This window comes from Bradyrhizobium centrolobii, assembly GCF_001641635.1.
Taxonomy (GTDB): domain Bacteria; phylum Pseudomonadota; class Alphaproteobacteria; order Rhizobiales; family Xanthobacteraceae; genus Bradyrhizobium; species Bradyrhizobium centrolobii.
Genome location: NZ_LUUB01000017.1, coordinates 19,776 through 45,621, shown reverse-complemented (window position 1 = coordinate 45,621; position 25,846 = coordinate 19,776). Strand labels below are relative to the sequence as shown.

The window sequence follows — 25,846 nt, the reverse complement described above, 5'->3', positions numbered from 1 at the left end:
TAGGGTCCAGACTCAATTGATCCAATAGGCGACGATGGCTGCGATGTGGACGGCAGCCAAGAAGTTTCTGGCGAGTTTATCGTAACGAGTTGCGACACGCCTGAAATCCTTGAGCCGGCAGAAGCAACGCTCGATAACATTGCGCCCTTTATAGATGCGCTTGCTGAAGTTGTGGAAGGTCACCCTGTTGGATTTGTTTGGAATGACGGGCTTGGCGCCACGATTGACGATTTCGGCGCGAAAGCCGTCGCCGTCGTAGCCTTTGTCCCCAATGAGGGCAGACATGGGCGGCGCGAGTTCCAAAAGGGCCGGCGCTGCGGCAATATCTGCGTCCTGGCCCGGAGTGAGATGAAATGCGCAGGGTTTGCAATCAGGGTCGCTCAGCGCGTGGATTTTCGTGGTCCGCCCGCCGCGCGAGCGGCCGATCGCCTGTTCATGTTCCCCCCTTTTCCGCCGCTCGCCGAGCGATGCGCCTTGATCGAGGTGGAGTCGATGGACAAAGTCACGCCATCCTTGCCGCAGCGGGCGAGCGCTTCAAAGATCGCCTGCCAATGTCCGCGCTTGGCCCAGCGATTGAACCGATTGTAGATCGTCGTGTAAGGACCAAAGTCGGGCGGGCAATCGCGCCAGCGCGCGCCACACTGAAGCATGTGGATGATACCGCTGATGATGCGTCGATCATCTTCGCGCTCCGGTCCGGTCTGGTTCGTTGGCAGATGCGGCTTTATCTGAGCCCACTGCTTGTCGTTGAGCCAGAACAGCCCCTTGCGCATCAAAGCCCCCGTGCCGAATCAGTTCGGGTGCAAGAGAATCAGAGCGCGCTAATTAGGTACAGACCCTAGTACGATTTGGTCGACATCACTTGTCTGGTCGGCCCACAACATTTGAGCGAACCCGAGTGCGGCCTCAAGCTGGCTCACGGGATCGTCTATTGGAACTTCTTTCGGGGGAGGCACTAAGGCCTGCGAGAGATTCGGATCGTACCATTTCGGCCAATCAGAGAGTCTCGATCCTGCCCCGAGTATCGCGTTGTAAGCGTTGGCAATGGGATCGCCGGGCAAATCTGCCGCCGAGTGGAGGAGCCGCCTTAGGCCCGAAATCTCGGTTGGGGAATCAACCACTACTGCGATTCCACCCTTGACCTTCCCTCGCAGCCCCGGAATGGGTTGCTGGTTTCGGTAAATGTTGGGCATGGAAGCACCGTACGACAGGGTCTAATTCAGAGCAGGCGCATACCAGGTCAATTTCGTTACTGCCAAACTAAAATCTAAAATAAGCCTGTGCGCCCTCAAAAGATGTGAAGGAGATCACACCGCGCGCAATCAACTCTGGGCATCAACGAGTGAGATGCAAACGTCAATTTTCGCCACCAATTCCATCTTGCACATTCCCGGAATGCGCCGCTCGATCATTTCAGCGAAAATTGCAAAGGAACGGACCAGTTCGCAGGTGGAGATATTCCTCGGTCTGGGCGCCCAGCTAAATGTCCGAGTTGGATCACTCTCGTCATTTTTGGCCCATTCGCCGGATGTCTGCTTATCCCCGGCGGCGGAATAGCAGACATCCCTCAACCGCTGCTCCGGGCCATAACCAGACATCAGTTCGATTTTGACGGTGAGGACTCTAGGACGTTGTAAGCCTGTCGCGCAAAGCTTAACTGAGGCGGCTGTGCTGGACGCCATTTAGTTCGTGCGGTGTGGAGGCTTCTTCTTTCGATGCTGTGTCGGCTGCGTTGCCTTTGGAGGCTGCGGAGCTTGCGGCCAGTAGGCACAAGGCGCACAGCTACAGGCACAGCCACAGCCTCTGGCAAGCCTTGGTTTTTGGAAGAGCGGTAGTGGTCCAGCATTTTCCTTGTCGAAGACATGGAACGTCGCCAAACTAACGTCGGAGATTTCCTCCTCACCAAGAAAGAGTTCGTGCTTCTGCGAGGGCGGTGATGTATTCGCCGACGCTTCGCTAGTTGAGGCGCACGCACCGCTTGCCATCGAGAGAGACATGCCGGCAAACCCTACGGCGGGTAAGGCTTTGCTCCGACGCTTGCCTATGGAAGAGCGCTTCGGCATGGCACAATTCTCCCACTTGCTTGGGCATACTGAACTAAACTGGCGTGATGAAAACCGACCGAGCTAGTTCCAGTAAAGACCAATGATGGCGGTGGAGGCTATGCCGACCCCGGCGGCGGTCAAGCCTTTGGCCAAGCGGGAAGCCGACTTCAGCGACGATAGATGACGGCCTTGATCCAATCTAGCTGACTAACCCAGCCCCGACCGAGTGTCCGGTTCGGGTCAAAAGCGGCGGTCTGGGCAGAGCGGGCTGATGTCCGGCCTAACCCAGACAGCCGACGCCGTGACGGCTTATGCGTTGGTCGGCTTGGGGGCCACTTCCGGACTCATGCATCGCAGCAATTGCCCCTCGAGCAGGCTTACCACAGACCAAGGTCGAATTTACCGGGCGGACCGCAGGGCTAATTTTTGAATTTGCAAGACCGTGCCAATTTCGCGATGTCGCGCCCCCGCGATGGCGAACGGTTGGCGCCGCTCGCCATCCAGGACCGGCCTCCGACAGCCGGCGCGGGCGGGATGGGCGCAATGACGCCGCCCCCAGCCAAACAAGAAAATAGCAGTCGATGCCACCATCCAATCTTGTGGATGGAGATGAAACGCATTCCAGGAGGGGCCCGCCTGACGGGCCTTAAGGAGATTCATCATGACGACATTGGACATCACTGCCGGCCCGCTGCCGGAAGCCGAGCACCAGAAGCAATTGCGCCGCGCGTTGATCGCAAGCACGGCAGGCACCACCATCGAATGGTATGATTTCCTGCTCTACAGCACGGTGACTGGCCTCGTCTTCGGCAAGCTCTTCTTTCCGAAGTCCGATCCCCTGGTTGGCGTGTTGGAAGCGTTTGCCATCTACACGGTCGGATTCATCGCCCGGCCGATCGGCGCCGCGATCTTCGGCCACTTTGGAGACCGCATCGGCCGCAAGGCGACGCTGATAGCGACATTGCTGCTGACCGGGCTTGCCACTGCGGCGGTCGGTATCGTCCCCACCTATGAGTCAATCGGAATCTGGGGTGCCGTCATCCTGACGATCATCCGCTTCATCCAGGGCGTAGGCGTCGGCGGCGAGTGGGGTGGCTCGGTGCTGCTCTCGATGGAGTGGGCGCGGACCAACCAGCACCGCGGCTTCATCACCTCGTGGCCGCAGCTCGGCGGTCCCGCCGGGTTGCTGCTGGCAAACATTGCGGTGCTCGTGTTCAGCCGCATTTCCGGCGACCAGTTCCTGGTTTGGGGCTGGCGCATCCCGTTCCTGCTCAGCCTTGTGATGATCGCCATCGGGCTCTACATCCGGCTCGGCATCATGGAGACGCCGGCGTTCCGGCGGATCGTGGCCGAGAACCGCGTCGAGCGGGTCCCGGTCATCGAGGTGATCAAGCGTCAGCCGCGGTCGATCATTCTCTCGGGGCTGGCGCGGATGGTCGAACAGGCGCCGGCCTATATCTACCTGGCCTTTGTCTTCGCCTACGGCACCCAGGTGCTCCATCAGGATCGCGACTTCCTGCTCACCTGTCTGATCATCGCCGGCACCGTTGAGCTGTTCACCCTGCCGCTGGCGGGACATCTGTCGGATCGCATCGGGCGCAAGCGCATGTATCTGATGGGCGCGGTCCTGACCGGGCTGTTCGGCTTTGCGTATTTCGCCATGCTGAACACTGCGGTGCCGGCACTGATCTTCATCGCCATCGTGCTGTCATTCGTACCACACGCCATGACGTACGGCCCGCAGGCGGCGTTGATCGCCGAGTGCTTCACCCCGCGGCTCCGGTACAGCGGCTCCTCGATCGGCTATCAGCTCTCCTCGGTCATCTCCGGCGGTCCGGCGCCGTTGATCGCCACCGCGCTGCTTGCCGCCACGGGATCGGGCTACGTGATCGCGCTCTACATCCTGTTCTGCGCGATCGTCAGCATTGCCGCGGTCGCATTGATGCCAGACTACACAAACAAGGACATTTCCGAAGAGCACGACAGGCCTTGATCAAATCGCCTTGTGGCCGCCGGTGGCTACGTCGCCACCGAGCCGTTGCCCGCCGTCTCCAGCCGGAACGCCGCCGCAAACAGCGCGCGCGTGTAGTCTGTTTTCGGGTTCTTGAAGAGGTCGGCGGCCTGGCCCTCCTCGACCACCTTGCCGCCCCGCATCACGATGAGGTGGCTGGCGAGCGAGGCGACGACGCGCAGGTCGTGCGAAATGAACATGTAGGTGAGGTCGCGCTTGCGCTGCAGCTCGCGCAGAAGGTCGACCATCTGCGCCTGGAACAGCATGTCGAGCGCACTGGTCGGCTCGTCCAGCACGACGAAATCGGGCTCGAGCACGATCGCACGCGCGATGCTGATGCGCTGGCGCTGGCCGCCGGAGAATTCATGCGGATAGCGGAAGCGCGTCTCCGGATTGAGCCCGACATCCTCCAGCGCCTTGACAACGCGTTCCTCGCGTTCCTCGCGCGACAGCTTTGGCTGATGCACCGACAGCCCTTCGCCGATGATATCGGCGATCGACATGCGCGGGCTGAGCGAGCCGAACGGATCCTGGAACACGATCTGCATGTCGCGCCGGAAGGGGCGCATCTCCTTGAAGCGCAAACCCTGGATGTCTTTCCCCAGGAACACGATCCGCCCGTTCGAGGAGATCAGCCGCAGCAGCGCCAGGCCCAGCGTGGTCTTGCCGGAGCCGGATTCGCCGACGACGCCGAGCGTCTCGCCCTTGCGCACGGCGACGCTGACACCGTCGACCGCCTTGATGTGGCCGACCGTCCTGCGCATCAGCCCGCGCTTGATCGGAAACCAGACCTTGAGCTCGCTCGCCGACATCACCACCGGCGCACCCGGCTGCGGCGGCGCCGGATCGGGCTTCGGCTCCGCGGCGAGCAGATCACGCGTATAGGGATGCTTCGGGCTCTTGAAGACCTGCTCGACGGGTCCCTGCTCGACGATCTTGCCGCCGTTCATGACGGAGACATGGTCGGCGATGCGGCGCACGATGCCGAGATCATGGGTGATGAAGAGCAGGCTCATGCCGAGCCGGGAGCGGATCTCGGCGAGCAGCGCCAGGATCTGCGCCTGCACGGTGACGTCGAGCGCGGTGGTCGGCTCGTCCGCGATCAACAGATCCGGCTCGTTGGCGAGCGCCATCGCGATCATCACGCGCTGGCGCTGGCCGCCGGAGAGCTGGTGCGGATAGCTTTTGAGCCGCGTCTCCGGGTCAGGGATGCCGACCTGGGTCAGCAGTTCCAGCGTGCGCTCGCGCGCCTTGGCGTTGCTGGTCGGATTATGCAGCTGGATGATCTCGCCGATCTGCGCCTCGATCGTGTGCAGCGGATTGAGCGAGGTCATCGGCTCCTGGAAGATGATGGAGATGTCGCTGCCGCGTATCTCCCGCATCTGCTGCTCGGACTGGTCGATCAGCTCCTGTCCCTTGAAGCGGATGCTTCCCGACGGATGCGAGGCATTCGGATAAGGCAGCAGCTTCAGGATCGAGAGCGCGCTGACCGACTTGCCGGATCCGGATTCGCCGACCAGCGCGACGCATTCTCCCCGCCTGATCTGGAACGAGACCTTGTCGACCGCAAGCGTGGTGGCGCCGCCCTGGTGGAAGACCACCGAGAGGTCGCGCACAGAAAGCAGGGGCTGGTTGATCGCGTCCATCGGCTACCTGAACGTCTTGCGCGGATCGAAGGCGTCGCGCACGGCTTCGCCGATGAAGATCAGCAGCGACAGCATGATCGCGACCGAGAAGAAGCCGGTGAACCCGAGCCACGGCGCCTGCACGTTCGACTTGCCCTGCGACAAGAGCTCACCGAGCGAGGGCGAGCCGGGCGGCAGGCCGAAGCCGAGGAAGTCCAGCGCCGTCAGCGTCATCACCGAGGACGATACGATGAACGGCAGGAACGTCATCGTCGCCACCATCGCGTTCGGCAGGAGATGCCGGAACATGATCACTGCATTCGAGACGCCCAGCGCGCGCGCGGCCTGGATGTATTCGAAATTCCGCCCGCGCAAAAATTCCGCGCGCACGAGGCCGACCAGCGACACCCAGGAGAACAGCAGCAGGATTCCGAGCAGAACGAAGAAGCCGGGTACCAGCACCGAGGACAGGATCAGGAGCAGATAGAGCGACGGGATCGCGGTCCATATCTCGATGAAGCGCTGGAAGGTGAGATCGATCCAGCCGCCGAAATAGCCCTGGATGCCGCCCGCCGCGACGCCGACGATCGAGGAGATGATGGTGAGACACAGGCCGAACAGGACCGAGATGCGGAAGCCGTAGATCAGCCGCGCCACCACGTCGCGGCCCTGATCGTCGGTGCCGAGCCAGTTATATTCGAGGTCGCGGCAGCTCTTTAGACCTTTCTTCTCGACCACCGGCTTGCACTGCGCCTCCGTCAGCATCCAGGTCGGCGGCGAGGGTGCGGGCGTCGGCAGGTCGAGATTGTGGGTGTCGTAGGAGTAGCGGATCAGCGGCCAGATGATGGTGCCGCCCTTGTCCTTGATCAGCTTCTGCAAATAGGGATCGCGGTAGTCGGCCGCGGTCTCGAAATCGCCGCCGAAGGTCGTCTCCGAATAGGTGACGAAGGCCGGCCAGTAGAGGTGGCCGTCATACTTGATCAGGAACGGCCGGTCGTTGGCGATCAGCTCGGCGAACAGCGACACCACGAACAGGACCATGAAGATCCAGAACGACCAGTAGCCGCGCCGGTTCGCCTTGAAATTCTGCCAGCGCCGCTTGTTGAGCGGCGACGGCGCGAACGACTTGCGGGTGATCGGAACGACTTCGCCGAGCGGCGATTTCGACGTGGTCTCGATCGGGGTTGGTGCGGTCAGAGTCATCAGACCTCCCGCGCCTCGAAGTCGATCCGCGGGTCGATCCACATATAGGTCAGATCGGAGATCAGATTGACCACGAGGCCGACGAGCGAAAAGATGTAGAGCGTACCGAACACGACCGGATAATCGCGATTGAGCACGCTCTCGAAACTGAGCAGCCCGAGCCCGTCCAGCGAGAAGATGGTCTCGATCAGGAGCGAGCCGGAGAAGAAGGCGTGGATGAACGCGCCCGGGAAGCCCGCGATCACGATCAGCATCGCGTTGCGGAAGATGTGGCCGTAGAGCACCTGGCGCTCGCCGCAGCCCTTGGCGCGCGCGGTCATGACGTATTGCTTGCGGATTTCGTCCAGGAACGAGTTCTTGGTAAGCAGCGTCATGGTCGCGAATGCGCTGAGGCCCATCGAGATCAGCGGCAGGACCAGGTGCCAGAAATAATCGATGATCTTCCAGTACCAGGGGAACTGCGACCAGCCGTCGGAGGTCAGGCCGCGCAGCGGGAACCAGTTGAAGAACGAGCCGCCCGCGAACAGGATGATCAGGAGGATCGCGAACAGGAAGCCCGGAATGGCAAAGCCGATGATGATCACCGCCGACGTCCAGGTGTCGAAGCGCGTGCCGTCTTTCACCGCCTTGTGGATGCCGAGCGGAATCGAGATCAGATAGGTGATCAGCGTCAGCCAGATTCCGAGCGAGATCGAGACCGGCAGCTTCTCCTTGATCAGCTGGATCACGCTGACGTCGCGGAAATAGCTCTTGCCGAAATCGAAGCGGGCGAAATTCCACACCATCAGCGCGAAGCGTTCCGGCGCGGGCTTGTCGAAGCCGAACTGCGCTTCGAGCTTCTTGATGAAATCAGGGTCGAGTCCCTGCGCGCCGCGGTATTTCGAATTGATGGCGTCGCCGCCGGCCCCTAACTGCCCCGGCGCACGCTGCGCGAAGTCGCCGCCGCCCGAGATGCGCGAGCTGCCGCCGGTATCGGCACCCGAGAGCTGCGCGATCACGCGCTCGACCGGACCGCCCGGTGCGAATTGCACGACGATGAAGGATACGAAGAGGATCCCGAGCAATGTCGGGATCATCAGGAGGATGCGGCGGGCGATATAGGCGCTCATTGTGACTTCGCCTGCTCGAGCTTGGCCGCCTTGGCGCGGTCATACCACCACAGGGTCCGTTCACCGACGCCGCTCGCATAATCGGAGATCGTGTAGCGCGGCAGGTGGGCGGGATGGTCGAACTGGTCCCAATAAGCCAGCCGATGATTGGTATTGTACCATTGCGGCACCCAATAACGGCCGGCGCGGAACACCCGGTCGAGCGCGCGGCAGGCAATGGTCAGCTCATTGCGTGTCTCGGCCGCCATGGCCCTCTCGACCAGCGCATCGAGCGCGGGACTGGCGGCGCCGGCCAGATTATACGAGCCCTTCGTCGCCGCCGCTTGGGAAGTGAAATAGGTGCGCAGGCTGTCACCGGGCGTCGCCGACATGGACAGGCGGTTTATGGCCACATCGAAGTCGAACGCTTCGACCCGTGCACGATACTGGACGGCGTCGATGAGACGCAAACTGGCCTCGATGCCAAGCGTGTTCAGGTTCTTGAGGAACGAGGCGTGATGCGGCTGGAACGACGCCTCGTCGGTCAGGAATTCGATCTTGAAGACTTCGCCGTTCGGCAAGAACCGCTTGCCGTCCTTGATCGGAAGCTGTGCCTCCTGGAGCAATTGCTGCGCCTTGCGCAGCAGCGCGCGATCCTGGCCCGAGCCGTCCGACACCGGCGGCACGAATGGCTCCCCGAACACCTCATCCGGCACCTGGCCGCGGAACGGTTCGAGCAATTTCAGCTCTTCGGGCGACGGAGGCCCCTCGGCGACGAGGTCCGAATTCTGGAACGGCGAGCGCGTGCGCGCGTAAGCGCCGTACATGATGGTCTTGTTGGTCCATTCGAAGTCGAACGCATAGTTGATCGCTTCGCGGACTCTGGGATCCCTGAATTTGTCGCGCCGGGTGTTGAGGAACCAGCCCTGGCCGCCCGACGGCGTTTGATCCGGCACCTCCTCGCGCTTGACGCGGCCGTCCTTGATCGCCGGAAAGTCATAGCGCGTGGCCCAGATCCGCGAGGTGAACTCCTCGCGATACAGATAGTTCTTGCCGGTGAAGCCTTCGAAGGCGACGTCGCGGTCGCGGTAGAATTCGTAGCGGATCACGTCGAAATTGTTGCTGCCGCGGCAGACCGGAAGGTCCGCGCCCCACCAGTCCTTGACCCGCTCGAACTCGATGAAGCGGTTGATCTCGAACTTGCCGACCTTGTAGGGGCCGGAGCCGAGCGGCGTATCGGTGGTGGATTCGTTGAACGGCCGGTTCGCGTAATAAGCCTTCGAGAAGATCGGCAGCCCCGCCGCATAGAGCGGCACGTCGCGCGCACGCTTCTCGGCAAAGGTCACGACCACGGTGGCATCGTCGAGCGCTTCGGCGCCCTTGATATCGCGCATCTGTATCTGGATCAGCGGATGACCCTTCTGCTTCAGCACGTTGATCGAGAAGGCGACATCATGCGCGATCAGCTTCGAGCCGTCGTGGAACTTGGCCTCGGGCCGCATGGTGTAGCGGTAGCTGAGCTTGTCGGGCGCGATCTGCACCGACTTCGCGGCGAAGCCGTACATGGCGTCAGGCTCGTCGCCGGCACGCGCCATCAGCGAGACGAAGGTCAGGTCCATGCCCTGTGCGCCCTCGCCCTTCAGGACGAAGGCGTTGAGCGAGTTGAAGGTGAAATAGGACTGGTTATAGCCGCGCACCGACGGGATGAGCGAGAACATGCCGCCCTTCGGCGCGTCGACGTTGACGTAGTCGAAATGGTGGAAGTCGGCAGGATATTTGAGATCGCCGAACGCCGAGATGCCGTGAACCTCGGCGGGCGCCTCCGACGCCACCGCGCCGCGCAACCAGGCGGCGCTGAGCGCACCGCCGACACCTAGGGCCAGCACGTGCCGGCGTGAAAGCTGCGCCATGCGCAAATGCTTCCTCAAGAGCGTTTTCCGATGCGAGCCGCCTTCTCGGCATCGTACCACCACAGCGTCGGCAAGCCGGACCGGCCGTATTTCGGCATCGGCTCGGCATGGCTGAAGCGATCCCAGCGGGCGTAGCGCGAGAAGCCGTAGGTGAATTGCGGGACGAGGTAGAAATTCCACAGCAGCACGCGATCGAGCGCGCGGGTCGCGGCGACCAGCTCGCCGCGGTTCTTGGCGTAGATCACCTTCTCGATCAGCGCGTCGACCGCAGGATTCTTGATGCCGATCGTATTGCGCGCGCCCGGCATGTCGGCGGCCTGCGAGCCCCAGAACTCGCGCTGCTCATTGCCCGGCGAGAGCGATTCGCCCCACTGATCGATGATCATGTCGAAGTCGAAGCTGCGCAGCCGGTTCTGGTACTGCGCGTCGTCGACGACGCGGATCGAGGCACCGACGCCGATGCGCTCCAGCGACGGCTTGTAGAACAGCGCGATGCGCTCCGACGAAGGGTCCTGCACCAGGATCTCGACCGTGAGCGGCTTGCCAGAGGCATCGACCAGCTTGTGGTCGCGCACCTCGAAGCCGGCCTCCTTCAGGAGCTTCGCCGCCTCGCGCAGATTGGCGCGCACGGCTTCGGGATTGCCGCCGACCGGATTCTGGTAAGCCGTGGTGAAGACCTCAGGCGGCACCTTGTCCTTCACGGTCTCGAGGATCTTCAGCTCCTCGCCCTCCGGCAGGCCGGACGAGGCGAGCTCGGTTCCTTCGAAATAGCTCTTGATGCGGGTGTACTGGCCGTAGAAGAGCTGCTTGTTCATCTCCTCGAAGTCGAAGGCGTAGTTGAAGGCGCGGCGCAGCCGCGCATCCTTGAACTGGGGCCGGCGGATGTTGAAGACGAAGGCCTGCATGCGGCCGGAATCGTTGATCGGAAATTCTTCCTTGATCACCCGCTTCTCGTTCACCGCCGGGAAGTCATAGGCGGTCGCCCACTGCTTGGCGGAGTTTTCCGCAATCCAGTCGGCCTGGTCGGCCTTGAACGCCTCCAGCGCGACGAGGTTGTCGCGGAAGAACTCGAAGCGCAGCTCGTCGAAATTGTTCGTGCCGATCTGGCTCGGGACATTGGCGCCCCAATAATCCTTGACGCGTTCGAGCTTGATCGAACGTCCGGGGACGAACTCCTTGATCTTGTAGGGACCCGAGCCGAGCGGCGGCTCCAGCGTGGTCGCGCTGACGTCACGCTTGCGTCCCTGCGCGTCGGTACCTTCCCACCAGTGCTTCGGCAGCACCGTCAGTTCGCCCACGATGGTCGGCAATTCGCGATTGCCCGGCGCATCGAAGGTGAACTTGACGTCGCGCTCGCCGCTCTTCTCAGCCTTCACGACGTGACGGTAGTAGGACGCATACATCGGTGACTGCTTCTTCAGCGTCTCGAGCGAGAAGATCACGTCCTCCGGCGTCACCGGCTTGCCGTCGTGCCAGCGGGCTTCCTTGCGCAGGCGATAGGTCACCCAGGAAAAATCGTCCGGATGCTGCGCGCACTCGGCGAGCTCGCCATATTCGGTGGCGACCTCGTCCTGGGCCCGGGTCATCAGGGTTTCGTAGATCAGCGCCGCGGCCGGGGCGAGCGAGCCTTTGATGCCCGCGACCGCGATGTTGAAATTGTCGAAGGTGCCGAGCGAGATCAGGCGCGCCACGCCGCCCTTCGGCGCGTCCGGGTTGACGTAGTCGAAGCGCTTGAAATCGGCGGGGTACTTGATGTCGCCGAACAGCGACAGGGCGTGGCGCCAGGGCAGCTCGCCCGCCGACTGCGCCTTGGCCCGACCGATGACGGGAACACCCGCGACGGAACCGAGGACGGGAATCGCCGCGGCTGCGGCACTGGTGAGCAAAAGGTCGCGTCGGGTAATGGCCAAATCAACATCCCTGTCTTGAAGGAGGGTCCCTCTTTAAGGTCCCAATATACGGCAAGGTTTCGACCGAATATGTTGCTTTTTCCTCATCTTGGAAGCCCACCCGGGCGGTTCGCTGCGGCCAAACGCCCCGATAACGTTGCTGCGAGCCCCGAATACGGAAACGGCCAGGCTTTGAGCCTGGCCGTGCAATCCAAGATCGGTGTCGAGTAGCCTTACTTCGACGCGGTCGGCAACGGCTGGGGATGATCCGACAGCGAGTTCAGATAGGCAATGACGTCGGCACGCTCGGAATCCTTCGGGATACCGGCGAAGCCCATCGCCGTGCCCGGGATGAAACCCTTCGGATTGGCGATGAACTTGTTGAGATCGTCGATGGTCCAGGTGCCGCCCTTGGCCTTCATGGCGGCCGAGAAGTTGAACCCGCGTCCTTCGCCCCTTGGCTCGCCGACGATGCCATAGAGGTTCGGACCGACGCGGTTCGGACCGCCCTTCTCGAAGGTGTGGCAGGCGCCGCACTTCTTGGCGGCAGCCGCGCCCTTCTCGACGGAGGCGGTCTGGAGCAGCTTTTCGATCGGCTCGGACGGCGCGGCGGCGGCCGCAGCGCCACCCTCGTGGCCGGCCTCTTCCTTCACCGTGATCTCGAAGCCCGGCTTTTCCGGCATTTTGGGCGAGAACAGCGCCTGGGCGGCGAAGCTCGTCACCAGCAGAATGAGACAGGTGCCGAGCACAGCACCGAGGATCTTATTGAGTTCGAACGAGTCCATTTCCGGCCAGGCCCCACACCGCAAGAAGGATTAAGCGGCCGGGCGGCCGCCAGGACGAGCCTCGGGAGAATCACGCGTTCCTTGTCTTTCCCCCGAGTTTTGCCATTCAGATATCGGTTTGCCCGGGGTCTGGCAACCCGTATAAGCGATGCGGCTTTCAGCCCATCCCCACCCCATTTCTCGGTGCGGAAAACGCCCCGTTTCCAGGCTCTTGAACCCATGACCGATCCCCGCATTCTGGTGCTGATCCCGGCGCGCATGGCGGCCACCCGCCTGCCCGGCAAGCCGCTCGCCGATATCGCGGGCCTGCCGATGATCGTGCATGTGCTGCGGCGCGCGGAAGCAGCCGGCATCGGCCGGGTCGCGGTGGCAACCGATACGGACGAAATCGCCTCCGTCGTGACCGCCCATGGCGGCGAGGCGGTGATGACCCGCCCCACACACCCCTCCGGCTCCGATCGCATCCACGAGGCCATGCAGAAGCTCGATCCGGACGGTAAGGCCGAGATCGTGATCAATCTCCAGGGCGATTTCCCGACCATCACGCCTCAGACCATCCGGGAGGTGCTGCCGCCCTTTGACGACCCCGCGGTCGATATCGTGACGCTGGCCTCGCAGATCCACACCGAGGAAGAAGACCTCGCCCCGAGCGTCGTGAAGGCCATCGGCTCGCCGATCGGGCCGCGGCGGCTGCGGGCGCTCTATTTTACCCGCGCCACCGCCCCCTACGGCGACGGACCGCGTTACCACCATATCGGCCTCTACGCGTACCGCCGCACGGCGCTCGAACGATTCGTGTCGCTGCCACGCTCTCCCCTGGAAGTTCAGGAGAATCTGGAGCAGCTCCGGGCGGTGGAAGCCGGCATGCGCATCGACATCATGATCGTCGACAGCGTGCCTCGCGGCGTCGACACGCCGCCCGATCTCGAAACCGCCCGCAGCATCCTTTCCAAATCCTGAGCTGCTGTTACAAGGCCGACCATGAGCAAGCTGAAAATCGCATTCCAGGGCGAGCCCGGGGCCAATTCCCACATCGCCATCGTCGAGGCCTATCCCGACGCCGAGCCGATGCCCTGCGCCACCTTCGAGGACGCGCTGTCGGCGATCTCTTCCGGAGAGGCCGATCTCGGCATGATCCCGATCGAGAATTCGGTGGCGGGACGCGTCGCCGACATTCATCACCTCCTGCCGGCCTCCGGCCTCTTCATCATCGGCGAATGGTTCTTGCCGGTGCAGCATCAGCTGATGGCGGTGAAGGGGACCAAGCTCGAAGACATCAAGAGCGTCGAGAGCCATGTCCATGCGCTCGGCCAGTGCCGGCGCATCATCCGCAAGCTCGGCATCAAGGGCATCGTGCACGCCGATACCGCCGGCAGCGCCCGCGACATCTCCGAGCGCAAGGACAAGACGGTCGCCGCGATCGCCTCGCGCCTAGCCGCGCAGATCTACGGTCTCGACATCCTCGCCGAGGACATCGAGGACGAGGCCCACAACACGACGCGCTTCGTCGTGCTGGCGCGCGAGCCGAAATGGGCGGCTCAAGGCTCGGGCCCGCTGGTCACCACTTTTGTATTCCGGGTGCGCAACCTGCCGGCCGCGCTCTACAAGGCGCTCGGCGGCTTTGCCACCAACGGCGTCAACATGACCAAGCTCGAAAGCTACATGGTCGACGGCAATTTCTTCGCCACGCAGTTTTATGCCGACGTCGACGGCCATCCCGACGACAGGGGCCTGGCGTTTGCGCTGGAGGAATTGAAGTTCTTCTCGCGCGAATTCCGCATTGTCGGGGTTTATCCGGGGCACCCGTTCCGCGCGACGTTCAGCGAGAAGATGGAGTAGTTCGTCGCCCTGGCGAAAGCCAGGGCCCATAACCCCAGGGAGCGGTTGTGGCACGAGCGAGTGGTTGTCAGTCTTTGCCAAACCACTTCCTGTGGTTATGGGTCCTGGATCTGCGCTCCGCTTCGCTGCGCTTGTCCAGGACGACGGCTTAGGGCACCTGCTTCACCAGCCCGAACGCGTCCGCCAGCAGCGAATACGACTTCTTCCGCGCTTCGTGGTCGTAGACCGCGGTGATCACCATCAGCTCGTCCGGCTTGCTGGCATCGATCAGCGGCTTCAGCTTCTGCCGCACGGAGGCGGGATTGCCAACGAACAGGCGCGAGCGGTTGCGGGCGATCGAGGCGCGCTCGGCGTCCGTATAGGGATAGGCCAGCGCCTCCTCGACGCTCGGCAGCGGCAGGTATTGTCCGCGATCACGACGCAGTCGATTGAGGTCGAAGGAAGAGGCGAGTTTTTCGGCCTCTTCATCCGTGTCTGCCGTGACGATCGCGACCGCGAGAATCGCGTGCGGCGTCGCGCGCCAGGCCGACGGCTGGAAACGATTGCGGTAATGCACCATCGCATCGATCGCATCGTGGGAGGCGAAATGATGGGCGAAGGCGAAGCCCATGCCGACCTGCGCGGACAATTCCGATGAATAGTCGCTGGAGCCGAGCAGCCAGATCGGCGGCAGCCTGGTGTCGTCAGGCATCGCGACGACGTTGTTGTAGGGATGGCCTGAGGGGAACTCACGGGTCTCCCACAGGATCAATTCGTGGAGGCGCTCCAGAAAGTCGTCGCCCTCGCGGCGGTCGAGCCGGCTTCTGAGCGCATAGGCCGTGGCGCCGTCGGTGCCAGGGGCGCGGCCGAGGCCGAGGTCGATGCGGCCGGGAAACAGCGCCTCCAGCATCTTGAACCGCTCGGCCACGACCAGCGGCGCGTGGTTGGGCAGCATCACGCCACCGGAGCCGACGCGGATGTGCTTTGTCAGCGCCGCGATCTGCCCGATCATCACGTCCGGGGCCGGGCTGGCGACGGACGCGAGGTTGTGGTGCTCTGCGAGCCAGTAACGGACATAACCGAGCCCATCGGCATGGCGCGCCAGATCAATGCTGTTGCGCAGCGCTGCGGCGGGTTTTGTGCCCGTGGTGACGACGGAGAGGTCGAGGACGGAAAGCGGCATCATCGCCGGCTGAAGTTAGTGCGCGGCGCCTGGGCGGCAATGGGCAGTTGGAGCAGAGCTGGCGTGTGCGAGCGGCGAGACGGTCGACGCCTCAGTCGGAAGGCGAAGTGGGACGCTCCAAAGATCAATCACCGAGATTTCATATTGCCCACTCAAGTTTCGAAGTTTTGTCACAACCCATTGACGCTATAATTGATTGAAATATAATTCATTTTCATGAATTGCAGACTTCCCACAAAAATCGAAACATGTATAAAAGTACGATCTTATTTCATCATGATGGGCCATTTCCCACCCCTGATGGGCTGTCGAGGAAGGCCCGTTTGGCCTATCTTACCCTTTATCAGCCAAACCCGCCGCAGTTGCGAAGAGATCTGGAGTGAGTGGTGCCATGACCGACCCGACGACGCCTGCCCAGACCGACGGGCAAAACGGGCATCTGGCGAAGCGTCCGGCAATCTCCTTCGAGTTCTTTCCGCCCAAGACCGAGGAGATGGAGCGCAATCTCTGGGAGACCATCAACCGGCTCGCCCCGCTCGACCCGAAATTCGTCTCGGTGACCTACGGCGCCGGCGGCTCGACCCGCGAGCGCACTCACGCCACCATCACACGCATCCTGAAGGAGACCGCGCTGCTGCCGGCCGCGCATCTGACCTGCGTCGGCGCCTCGCGCAGTGAGATCGACGAGATCGTCGACCGCTATCACGAGGTCGGTGTCCGCCACATCGTCGGCCTGCGCGGCGATCCGCCCGGCGGCATCGGCACGCCCTATTCTACCCATCCCGACGGCTACCAGACGTCCGCCGAACTCGTCGCCGGCATCAAGAAGCGGCATGCCGATATCGAGGTGTCGGTCTCGGCCTACCCCGAGAAGCATCCCGAGGCCCGCGACTTCGATGCCGACATCGACACGCTGAAGGCCAAGGTCGACGCCGGCGCGACCCGCGCCATCACGCAGGTCTTCTTCGATAACGACCTCTACTTCCGCTATCTCGACCGCGTGCGCGCCCGCGGGATCAATATTCCGATCGTGCCGGGCATCATGCCCATGCACAATTTCAAGCAGGCCCGCAATTTCGTCACGCGCGCCGGCACGAGCGTGCCGGACTGGCTTGCGGAGAAGTTTGAGGGTCTCGACGACGATCCCGATACGCGGAAGCTGGTTGCTGCGACGGTTGCTGCCGGCCAGGTGCACAAACTGGCCAAGCATGGCGTCGACACCTTCCATTTCTACACCATGAACCGCGCCGATCTCGTGTTCGCGATCAGCCATTTGCTCGGCATTCGCGCCAAGAGCGCCCAGAAGGCTGCGTAGGATCAGATGACCGTACCCGTCTCGCCCAAGCGTACCGCCCTGCTCGCCGCCGCGCGCGAGCGCATCCTCGTGCTCGACGGCGCCATGGGCACGATGATCCAGGGCCTGCAGTTCGACGAGGCCGCCTTCCGCGGCGAGCGCTTCAAGAATTTTCACCGTGACCTGCGCGGCAACAACGACCTGTTGATCCTGACCCAGCCGCAGGCGATCGAGGACATCCACGCCGCCTATTTGCGCGCCGGCGCCGACATCGTCGCCACCAACACCTTCTCGACGACTTCGATCGCGCAGGCCGACTACGACCTGGCTGATGTCGTCTACGAGATGGCCCGCGAGGGCGCACGCCTCGCCCGCAGCGCCGCCGAGCGCGTCCAGGCCGAGGACGGCAAGCCGCGCTTTGTCGCCGGCGCCATCGGACCGACCAACCGCACCGCCTCGATCTCGCCCGATGTGGCCAATCCCGGCTATCGTGCCGTCACCTTCGATGATTTGCGCGCATCCTATGGCGAGCAGATCAGAGGCCTGATCGATGGCGGCGTCGACTTGCTGCTGGTCGAGACCATCTTCGACACGCTGAATGCCAAGGCGGCGCTCTATGCGATCGCCGAGATCACGGAAGAGCGCGGCATCGACGTGCCCGTGATGGTGTCCGGCACCATCACCGACAAGTCCGGCCGCCTGCTCTCCGGCCAGATGCCGGAGGCGTTCTGGAATTCAGTGCGGCACGCAAAGCCCGTCACCATCGGCTTCAACTGCGCGCTCGGCGCCGAAGATCTCCGCGCCCACATCGCCGATATCGGCCGCGTCGCCGACACGCTGGTCTGCGCCTATCCCAATGCCGGCCTGCCCAACGAGTTCGGCCAATATGACGAGACCCCGGAGTATATGGCGCGCCTGGTCGGCGAGTTCGCGCATGACGGCCTCGTCAACATCGTCGGCGGTTGCTGCGGCACCACGCCGGAGCATATCGCGGCGATCGCCGCCGCCGTTGCCCCGCACAAGCCGCGCATCGTGCCGGAGATCGAGCCGCGGCTGCGGCTCTCCGGCCTCGAGCCCTTCATTCTGACGAACGCCATCCCGTTCGTGAACGTGGGCGAGCGCACCAACGTCACGGGCTCGGCGCGCTTCCGCAAGCTGATCACCGCTGGCGACTACACAGCGGCTCTCCAGGTCGCGCGCGATCAGGTCGAGAACGGCGCGCAGATCATCGACGTCAACATGGACGAGGGTCTGCTCGACTCGGAAGCCGCGATGCGGACCTTCCTCAACCTCGTCGCCGCCGAGCCGGACATCGCCCGCGTCCCCGTGATGGTCGACTCCTCGAAATTCTCGGTGATCGAGGCCGGCCTGAAATGCGTGCAGGGCAAGCCGGTCGTCAACTCGATCTCTCTGAAGGAAGGCGAGGAGAAGTTCATTCACGAGGCCAAGATCGCGCGCCGCCACGGCGCGGCGGTCGTCGTGATGGCGTTCGACGAGACCGGCCAGGCCGACACCTTCAAGCGCAAGACCGAGATCTGCAAGCGCGCCTACGACATCCTCGTAAACGCCGTCGGTTTCCCGCCGGAAGACATCATCTTCGATCCCAACATCTTTGCGATCGCGACCGGTATCGAGGAGCACAACAATTACGGCGTCGACTTCATCGAGGCGACGCGCTGGATCCGCAAAAACCTGCCGGGTGCGCACATCTCGGGCGGCGTCTCCAACCTGTCGTTCTCGTTCCGCGGCAACGAGCCGGTGCGCGAGGCCATGCACTCGGTGTTCCTGTATCATGCCATCAAGGCCGGCATGGACATGGGCATCGTCAATGCCGGGCAGATGATCGTCTATGACGACATCGATCCCGAGCTGCGCCAGACGTGTGAGGACGTCGTCCTCAACCGCGATGCCGGTGCGTCCGAGCGCCTGCTGGCGCTCGCCGAGAAATTCCGTGGCAAGAAGACCGAGAGCAAGGAAGCCGATCTCGCCTGGCGCGAATGGCCGGTGGAGAAGCGGCTGTCCCATGCGCTGGTGCACGGCATCACCGAGTTCATCGAAGAGGATACCGAAGAAGCCCGCAAGGCGTCCTCCCGTCCGCTCGACGTGATCGAGGGCCCGCTGATGGCCGGCATGAACGTGGTCGGCGATCTCTTCGGCGACGGCAAGATGTTCCTGCCGCAGGTCGTGAAATCCGCGCGCGTGATGAAGCAGGCGGTCGCCTGGCTCATGCCGTTCATGGAAGACGAGAAGGCGCGCAATCTCGCCAGCGGCATCGGCGGCGACGCCAATTCGTCGGCCGGCAAGATCGTGCTCGCCACCGTCAAGGGCGACGTCCACGACATCGGCAAGAACATCGTCGGCATCGTGCTCCAGTGCAACAATTTCGAGGTCATCGACCTCGGCGTGATGGTGCCGGCCGCCAAGATCGTCGAGACCGTGAAAGCGGAGAAGGCCGACATCGTCGGCCTGTCCGGCCTGATCACGCCCTCGCTCGACGAGATGGCGTTCTTCGCCGGCGAATTACAGCGCGAAGGCTTGAAGCTGCCACTCCTGATCGGCGGCGCAACGACGAGCCGCGTGCATACGGCGGTGAAGATCGACCCGAACTACCGGGCCGGCCCGGTGGTGCATGTCAACGACGCCAGCCGCGCCGTCGGCGTCGCCTCCTCGCTGCTCTCGCCCGAGAAGCGCGAGGCTTATGCCGCCGAGGTGCGCGCCGAATACGCCAAGATCTCGGACGCGCATTTGCGCGCGCAGGCCGACAAGAAGCGCCTTAAGCTCGCGGATGCCCGCGCCAACCGCGTGCCGATCGATTTTGCCGCGAACAAGCCGGTGAAGCCGACCTTCCTCGGCATCCGCAGTTTCGACGAGTACGATCTCGCCGAGCTCGTGCCCTATATCGACTGGACGCCGTTCTTCCAGACCTGGGAGCTCGCGGGCCGCTTCCCCGCCATCCTCAACGACGCCAAGGTCGGCGAGGTCGCGCGTTCGCTCTATGACGATGCGCGCAAGATGCTCGACACCATCGTCAAGGAGAAATGGTTCCGGGCGCGTGCGGCCGTCGGCTTCTGGCCGGCGAATGCGCAGGGTGACGACATCGCGCTCTACGCGGACGAGAGCCGGACCAAAAAGATCGCGACGCTGCATACGCTGCGCCAGCAGCTCGAGAAGCGCGAGGGCCGCTTCAACGCGGCGCTGTCAGACTTCGTCGCGCCCGTTGGCGCCGGCGTGCCGGACTATGTCGGCGGCTTCGTGGTCACCGCCGGCATCGGTGAGGATGCCGTGGCCGACCGTTTCAAGAAGGCGAATGACGATTACTCGTCCATCCTCTGCAAGGCGCTCGCCGATCGCCTGGCGGAAGCCTTTGCCGAGCGCATGCATGCCCGCGTCCGGCGCGAGTTCTGGGCCTATGCGCCGGACGAGGCGCTGTCGAACGAGGAATTGATCCTGGAGAAGTATCAGGGCATCCGTCCTGCCCCCGGCTATCCCGCGCAGCCCGATCACACCGAGAAGGCGACGCTGTTCGCGCTGCTCGACGCAGAGAACACCGCCGGCGTGAAGCTGACCGAAAGCTTTGCGATGTGGCCGGGCAGTAGCGTGTCCGGGCTCTATTTTGCAAATCCCGAGAGCTACTATTTCGGCGTCGGCAAGATCGAGCGCGACCAGGTCGAGGACTACGCCGTGCGCAAGGGCATGGACGTCACCGAGGTCGAACGCTGGCTCGCGCCGGTGTTGAACTACATCCCGGCGCAGCAGGGAGCGGTCAGGACCGCATTCGCGGCGACACCCGCCAACGACGTGTCTTCGGACGATCTCGCGTCCCATCCCCCGGGCTGCACCTGCGCCGTCCACCTCGTGTGGCAGAAGAAGCGTGCAGGCGCGGGATAGGTCGTTCTTCCTGCCCTAGTTGTGATGACCGCCTCGGCAACGTGGCGGTCATCGCATTTCAAACATCCGCGCAAATTCCGTTTCAAACTTTGTAGGCGATGAAACCGTCATCGAGATCGCATTCAATGGAGCCTAACGTCTCCAGCATGCGAGCCGACCATGACCACCGACATCCCCGAAGGTTTTGAACCGCATTTCCGCAAGAGCCCGCTCACCGAGCCGTGGGAGCCTCTGTACGCCAAGAAGACCGACAAGGCCGTAATCCTCGGCCTGAGGCTGGCAAAGCCGCACACCAACGGCCGGGGCCTGATCCACGGCGGGCTGATCGCGGCACTGTCCGACAACGCCATGGGCTATAGCTGCGCGCAGGCGACGAACTGGGCCACCACATTCGTGACGATCTCGCTGTCTGTCGATTTCGTCGGCTCGGCCGGGATTGGACAATGGCTCTCGATCGAGAGCGATGTGATCAAGACCGGCAGCACGATCTGCTTCGCGCAGAGCCTGATCAAAGCGGACGACACCGTGATCGCCCGCGCCAGCGGCACGTTCCGCGTGGTGCCGAAGAAGGCGTAGCCTCTCGTGCCCCGGACGCAGCGCAACGCTTCCCTGGCGATGCGAAGCATCGTCCAGTTCAGCGGTACGCTGCAGAGCCGGGGCCCATGCGCCCAAGCAAAGCGCGGCCGCAATCTGGGTCCCGGCTCTGCGCCGCAACGCTGTGCGTTGCAGCGCGTCCGGGACAAGAGAGAGCTACCCAAACTTCCACGCCGTCGTCTCCACGACGAGATCGATGAACGCCCGCACCTTGGCCGAGAGCAGGCGTGAGGTCGGGTAGACGATGTGGATCGGCATGGCTGGCTGCTCGTATTTTGCCAGCACGATTTTCAGCCGCCCGCACTTCAAGCCCTCGGCGGCCTGATAGGCCAGTACGCGCGTCACGCCGCCGCCGGCCTCGGCATATTGCAGGGCCGCATCGGCGCTGTTGCTGATGAAGCGCGGGTTAGGTGCCACCTCGATGTCGCGGCCGTCGCGCAGGAAGCGCCATTCGGATGCGGGACCGAACTGGATGGTCTGGTGCGAGGCGAGCGCCTCCGGCGTCTTCGGCTCGCCATGGCGCTTCAGATAGTCGGGCGCGGCGACGACGATCCGCCGCATCTCGCCGACCTGGCGCGCGACCAGCGAGGAATCGGCGAGATGGCCGATGCGCACAGCCGCGTCGACGGCGTCCTCCACGAGGTTGACAAGATGGTCCGACAGCCGCAGCTCGCAGGCAACGTCGGGATAGCGCTTGAGATAGGCCGCCATCACCGGCCCGACATGCAGGCGGCCAAAGCCGACCGGTGCCGACACCACCAGCCGTCCGCTCGGCCGGTTGCGCTCGTCGCGCGCGGAGCTGTCGGCCTCCTCGACGTCGGCCAGGATGCGCCTGATACGTTCGAGATAGCGTGTGCCGACGTCGGTCAGCGTCACCTGCCGTGTGGTCCGCTGCAACAGCCGCGCGCCGAGATGCTCCTCCAGCGCCGCGATCTGTCGCGTCACCGCCGAGGGCGACAGCCGCAGCTTGCGTGCGGCCGGCGCGAAGCCGCGCAGATCGGCAACGGTGACGAAGACCTGCATGGCGTCGAGACGGTCCATGGGCATTATTGCATATATCGCAACGATGAAGTGTCAAGCCGGATGATTGTTCTAGCCGTCGGAAGGTCCATCTTGACCGTCGAAAGACGCGAAATGCGCCGGAATTTTCAGGAGATGTTCCGATGACAGCAGCGCACGCCTATGCGAGCGACGTGGCCTTCACGCCGGCTGTGAAATCCATACAGACGCGAAAAGGTTCGCGCGAGGCCTATGCGCGCGCCGAACAGCGCGGCTGGCGCACCGAGGTCGACGAGAACCTCGCGGCCTTCTTGGCCGATGCCAACAGCTTCTACCTCGCCACCGCCTCGGCCGACGGCCAGCCCTACATCCAGCATCGCGGCGGGCCGAAGGGTTTTCTCAAGGTGCTGGACAAGCAGACGCTTGCCTTCGCCGACTACGCCGGCAACCAGCAGTACCTCACCCAGGGCAATCTGTCGGAGAATCCCAAAGCCTATATCTTCGTGATGGACTACGCCCATCGCCGCCGGGTGAAAATCTGGGGCGAGGCGCGCGTGGTCGAGGACGACGACGCGCTGACAGAGGCGCTGATGCCGAAGGGATACAGAGCGCGCTCCGAGCAGGTCATCGTGTTCAAGATCGCAGCGTGGGATACGAACTGCCCGCAGCACATTCCGCAGAAGTTTGAAGCGGCGGATGTCGCGGCGGCGTTGGCCGCACGGGATCAGCGGATCGCGGAGCTGGAGGCGGAGGTGGCGGCGCTGAAGGGGAAGGTGGCGGCGAGCTGATCATCTACGCGAAAATGGCGACGCACGGTCGGTGCACCCTCTCCCCTTGTGGGAGAGGGTGGCTCGTCGCGAAGCGGCGAGCCGGGTGAGGGGTACCTCTCCGCGAATACCTCTCTCGCAGTTGAATGCGCGGATAGTGACCCCTCATCCGGCGCTTCGCGCCACCTTCTCCCACAAGGGGAGAAGGGAAGAGGACCGAGTTCGCGGCGCGAACAGCGGAAGGCTATAAAGCACTCGTCCCTTCGTGCTGGAAGCCGAGATAGCTTGCCGCGACGCGCTCGTTTGCAGCGACCTCGGCGGCTCTGCCGCTGAGCGCAAATTCGCCGAGCTCCATCACATAGGCATGGTCCGCGATCTTCAACGCGGCTTGCGCGTTCTGCTCGACCAGGAGCACGGACACGCCGCTGGCGCGCAGCTCGGCGACGATGCGGAAGATGTCGGCGACGATGATCGGGGCAAGGCCGAGGCTCGGCTCGTCCAGCATCAGCAATTTCGGCTCTCCCATCAGCGCGCGGCCCATCGCCAGCATCTGCTGCTCACCGCCGGACAAGGTGCCGGCGAGCTGCTTGCGCCGCTCCTTCAGCCGCGGAAACAGCGCATAGACCCGCTCGATCGAAGCCCTCGCCCGACTCCTTTCGATGCGGAAAGCCCCGAGCTCGAGATTGTCCTCGACATTCATGGTCACGAACAATTCGCGGTGCTCCGGCACGAGGCCCAGGCCCATCGCGACGCGGTCCTCGATGTCGAGCCGCGCCAGATCCTCGCCTGCAAATGTGACGCGGCCTTTCAGCGGCAGGATCCCCATGATGGCGGAGAGCAGCGTGGTCTTGCCGGCGCCGTTGGCGCCGACGATGGTGACGATCTCGTTCGTACCGACCTCGAGCGAGACCGAGCGTACCGCCTCGACCTTGCCATAGGCGACATGCGCGTCGGTGACGGACAACAGCGCGCTCATGCCGCCACTCCGAGATAGGCCTTGATCACTTCGGGATTGGTCTTGATCGTGGCGGGCGTGCCTTCCGCGATCTTGGTGCCGAAATCGAGCACCACGATGCGGTCGGCCAGATTCATCACGAAGCCCATATCGTGTTCGACCAGGAGCACCGACATGCCGCCATCGCGCAACTCGCGGAGCAGCGCGGCAAGCCGCTGTTTCTCCATGTGGCGGAGTCCCGCCGCCGGCTCGTCGAGCAGGAGCAGCATCGGGTCGACGCACAGGGCCCGCGCGATCTCGACGATGCGCTGCTGTCCGAGCGACAGCGAGCCGGCGAGCTGATGCATCTGGTCGGCAAGCCCGACCCGCTCGATCTGGCGCGCCGCTTCGGCGAGCAGCTTGGCTTCATCGGCGCGGTCGAGCCGCAGCATCGAGGAGACGGGTCCCGAATGGCCGCGCAGATGCGCGCCGATCGCGACATTCTCGAACACGGTCATGTCGGGCACCAGCTTGACGTGCTGGAAGGTGCGGGAGATGCCGAGCTTGACGATCTCCTGCGGCGGCGCCTTGTCGACCTTCCTGCCGAGCACGGAGATCGAGCCCGAAGTGGCCGACAGCACGCCGGTGATGAGGTTGAACGTCGTGCTCTTTCCCGCGCCGTTCGGCCCGATCAGGGCGACGATCTCGCGGGCCTGCACGTCGAAGGAAACGTTGTTCACCGCGATCACGCCGCCGAACTGCTTGCGCGCCTTCTCGACCTGGAGCAGCACATTGCCCTGGCCGGGCGCTCGCGCGCGTGCCGGCAAGGTCAGCGACGTATCCGGCTTTTTGCCGTTGGCCTTTTGCGGCAGGAACGACATCAGCCAGGGCCAGACGCCGCCGGGCGCGAGCTGGAGCAGCGCCACCAGCATGATGCCGAACACGATGGTCTCGACCTGGCCGGAGCCCGGCAGGATCAGCGGCAGATAGCTCTGCAGCACCTCTTTCAGGATCACGACGATCGCAGCACCAAGCACGCCGCCCCAGACATAGCCGGCGCCGCCGACCACGGCGATGAAGAGATATTCGATGCCGGCCTGCGCGCCGAACGGCGTCGGATTCACCGCGCGCTGCATGTGGGCATAGAGCCAGCCCGAGAGGCCCGCCAGCACGGCGGCATGGATGAAGACCAGGAGCTTTGCGCGCGGCGTGTGCACGCCGAAGGCCTCGGCCGCAACGTGTCCGCGCCGGAGCGCGCGGATGGCGCGGCCGGTGCGGGAGTCCAGGAGGTTCATGGTGACGAGCGCCGAGAGGATCACCGCGGCCCAGACCGCATAATAGATCGAGCCGGGATCGAGCATCTTGAACGACCCGATCGACAGCGGCGGGATCGCGGAAATGCCGTCATTGCGGCCGAGGAATTCCAGCTTGCTGAACAGGTAGAACAGCCCGAGCCCCCAGGCGAGCGTGCCGAGCGGCAGATAATGGCCGGACAGCCGGACCGTGATCAGACCGAGCAGCACCGAGAACAGTCCGCTCACCAGCAGCGACAGCGGCAGGGTCAGCCAGGGCGACAGGCCATAGGCCGTCGACAGCACCGCCGTGGTGTAGGCGCCGAAGCCGACGAAGGCCGCCTGCCCGAACGAGGTGAGGCCACCGACGCCGGTGAGCAGCACGAGGCCCATCGCGACCAGCGCAGCGAGGCCGATATTGTCGAGGAGCACGATCCAGAACGGCGGCATACCGGGAACGAACGGTATCGCCGCCATGACGAGCGCGAAAAAAAGAATAGGAAGCCGGGTCTGCATCGCGC

General features: G+C 63.6%; 19 protein-coding genes and 1 pseudogene. 7 read left to right on the top strand and 13 right to left on the bottom strand.

Features of this window, described 5'->3' with window-relative positions:
* Window positions 1-12: 12 nt before the first annotated feature.
* Window positions 13-773 (bottom strand): annotated as a pseudogene (locus AYJ54_RS46610) (IS5 family transposase).
* 549 nt (window positions 774-1,322) lie between these two features.
* A complete protein-coding gene (locus tag AYJ54_RS02040) occupies window positions 1,323-1,598 on the bottom strand; it encodes a hypothetical protein (protein WP_063696208.1) in 276 nt (91 codons plus the stop codon).
* Between the two features lie 1,108 nt (window positions 1,599-2,706).
* Between AYJ54_RS02040 and AYJ54_RS02035 the strand changes: the two genes are divergently transcribed.
* Window positions 2,707-4,038 (top strand): MFS transporter, encoded by a 1,332-nt coding sequence (locus tag AYJ54_RS02035; RefSeq protein WP_063696207.1) that lies wholly within the window; start codon window positions 2,707-2,709, stop codon window positions 4,036-4,038.
* A gap of 26 nt (window positions 4,039-4,064) precedes the next feature.
* Here the strand turns inward: AYJ54_RS02035 and AYJ54_RS02030 are convergent, their stop codons facing one another.
* From AYJ54_RS02030 to AYJ54_RS02005, 6 genes are all read right to left on the bottom strand, one after another.
* Window positions 4,065-5,702 carry an ABC transporter ATP-binding protein gene (locus tag AYJ54_RS02030; protein WP_063696206.1) on the bottom strand — a complete coding sequence of 546 codons (1,638 nt, stop codon included), beginning with the start codon at window positions 5,700-5,702 and terminating at the stop codon, window positions 4,065-4,067.
* Between the two features lie 3 nt (window positions 5,703-5,705).
* Complete coding sequence (locus AYJ54_RS02025; RefSeq protein ID WP_063696205.1) at window positions 5,706-6,884, bottom strand: ABC transporter permease; 1,179 nt, start codon at window positions 6,882-6,884, stop codon at window positions 5,706-5,708.
* Window positions 6,884-7,993, bottom strand: coding sequence for a microcin C ABC transporter permease YejB (locus AYJ54_RS02020; protein WP_063696204.1), 1,110 nt, complete (start codon window positions 7,991-7,993; stop codon window positions 6,884-6,886). Before AYJ54_RS02020 ends, AYJ54_RS02025 begins: the two co-directional genes overlap by 1 nt.
* A complete protein-coding gene (locus AYJ54_RS02015; protein WP_063696203.1) occupies window positions 7,990-9,882 on the bottom strand; it encodes an extracellular solute-binding protein in 1,893 nt (630 codons plus the stop codon). Before AYJ54_RS02015 ends, AYJ54_RS02020 begins: the two co-directional genes overlap by 4 nt.
* 14 nt (window positions 9,883-9,896) lie before the next feature.
* Entirely contained in the window at window positions 9,897-11,792 is a 1,896-nt protein-coding gene (locus tag AYJ54_RS02010; RefSeq protein WP_136623374.1) for an extracellular solute-binding protein, read from the bottom strand.
* Between the two features lie 212 nt (window positions 11,793-12,004).
* A complete protein-coding gene (locus AYJ54_RS02005; protein ID WP_063696202.1) occupies window positions 12,005-12,556 on the bottom strand; it encodes a c-type cytochrome in 552 nt (183 codons plus the stop codon).
* 219 nt (window positions 12,557-12,775) lie between these two features.
* Between AYJ54_RS02005 and AYJ54_RS02000 the strand changes: the two genes are divergently transcribed.
* Window positions 12,776-13,516, top strand: coding sequence for a 3-deoxy-manno-octulosonate cytidylyltransferase (locus AYJ54_RS02000; RefSeq protein WP_063696201.1), 741 nt, complete (start codon window positions 12,776-12,778; stop codon window positions 13,514-13,516).
* A 21-nt stretch (window positions 13,517-13,537) separates the two neighbouring features.
* Window positions 13,538-14,395, top strand: coding sequence for a prephenate dehydratase (locus AYJ54_RS01995; protein ID WP_063696200.1), 858 nt, complete (start codon window positions 13,538-13,540; stop codon window positions 14,393-14,395).
* A 148-nt stretch (window positions 14,396-14,543) separates the two neighbouring features.
* Here AYJ54_RS01995 and AYJ54_RS01990 read toward each other — a convergent pair whose 3' ends face one another.
* Window positions 14,544-15,560 (bottom strand): LLM class flavin-dependent oxidoreductase, encoded by a 1,017-nt coding sequence (locus AYJ54_RS01990; RefSeq protein WP_063696199.1) that lies wholly within the window; start codon window positions 15,558-15,560, stop codon window positions 14,544-14,546.
* 330 nt (window positions 15,561-15,890) lie between these two features.
* Window positions 15,891-16,076, bottom strand: coding sequence for a DUF1360 domain-containing protein (locus tag AYJ54_RS53840; RefSeq protein WP_430641383.1), 186 nt, complete (start codon window positions 16,074-16,076; stop codon window positions 15,891-15,893).
* Between AYJ54_RS53840 and metF the strand changes: the two genes are divergently transcribed.
* The 3 genes from metF (at window position 15,997) to AYJ54_RS01975 (ending at window position 21,315) form a co-directional block, all read left to right on the top strand.
* Window positions 15,997-16,872, top strand: coding sequence for a methylenetetrahydrofolate reductase [NAD(P)H] (metF, locus tag AYJ54_RS01985; RefSeq protein ID WP_430641384.1), 876 nt, complete (start codon window positions 15,997-15,999; stop codon window positions 16,870-16,872). The genes AYJ54_RS53840 and metF overlap by 80 nt on opposite strands.
* A gap of 6 nt (window positions 16,873-16,878) precedes the next feature.
* Complete coding sequence (metH, locus tag AYJ54_RS01980; protein ID WP_063696197.1) at window positions 16,879-20,739, top strand: methionine synthase; 3,861 nt, start codon at window positions 16,879-16,881, stop codon at window positions 20,737-20,739.
* A gap of 159 nt (window positions 20,740-20,898) precedes the next feature.
* Complete coding sequence (locus AYJ54_RS01975; RefSeq protein ID WP_063696196.1) at window positions 20,899-21,315, top strand: PaaI family thioesterase; 417 nt, start codon at window positions 20,899-20,901, stop codon at window positions 21,313-21,315.
* Window positions 21,316-21,489: 174 nt separating this feature from the next.
* Here AYJ54_RS01975 and AYJ54_RS01970 read toward each other — a convergent pair whose 3' ends face one another.
* On the bottom strand, window positions 21,490-22,374 hold the full coding sequence (locus tag AYJ54_RS01970) for a LysR family transcriptional regulator (protein WP_063696195.1): 885 nt from the start codon (window positions 22,372-22,374) through the stop codon (window positions 21,490-21,492).
* A 122-nt stretch (window positions 22,375-22,496) separates the two neighbouring features.
* Here AYJ54_RS01970 and AYJ54_RS01965 point away from each other — a divergent pair, with 122 nt between their 5' ends.
* A complete protein-coding gene (locus AYJ54_RS01965) occupies window positions 22,497-23,120 on the top strand; it encodes a pyridoxamine 5'-phosphate oxidase family protein (RefSeq protein ID WP_063696194.1) in 624 nt (207 codons plus the stop codon).
* 223 nt (window positions 23,121-23,343) lie between these two features.
* Here AYJ54_RS01965 and AYJ54_RS01960 read toward each other — a convergent pair whose 3' ends face one another.
* Together AYJ54_RS01960 and AYJ54_RS01955 are read right to left on the bottom strand one after the other, a co-directional pair.
* A complete protein-coding gene (locus AYJ54_RS01960) occupies window positions 23,344-24,075 on the bottom strand; it encodes an ABC transporter ATP-binding protein (RefSeq protein WP_063696193.1) in 732 nt (243 codons plus the stop codon).
* A complete protein-coding gene (locus AYJ54_RS01955; RefSeq protein ID WP_082905433.1) occupies window positions 24,072-25,841 on the bottom strand; it encodes a branched-chain amino acid ABC transporter ATP-binding protein/permease in 1,770 nt (589 codons plus the stop codon). The genes AYJ54_RS01960 and AYJ54_RS01955 overlap by 4 nt, the downstream gene beginning before the upstream one ends.
* Window positions 25,842-25,846 lie beyond the last annotated feature (5 nt).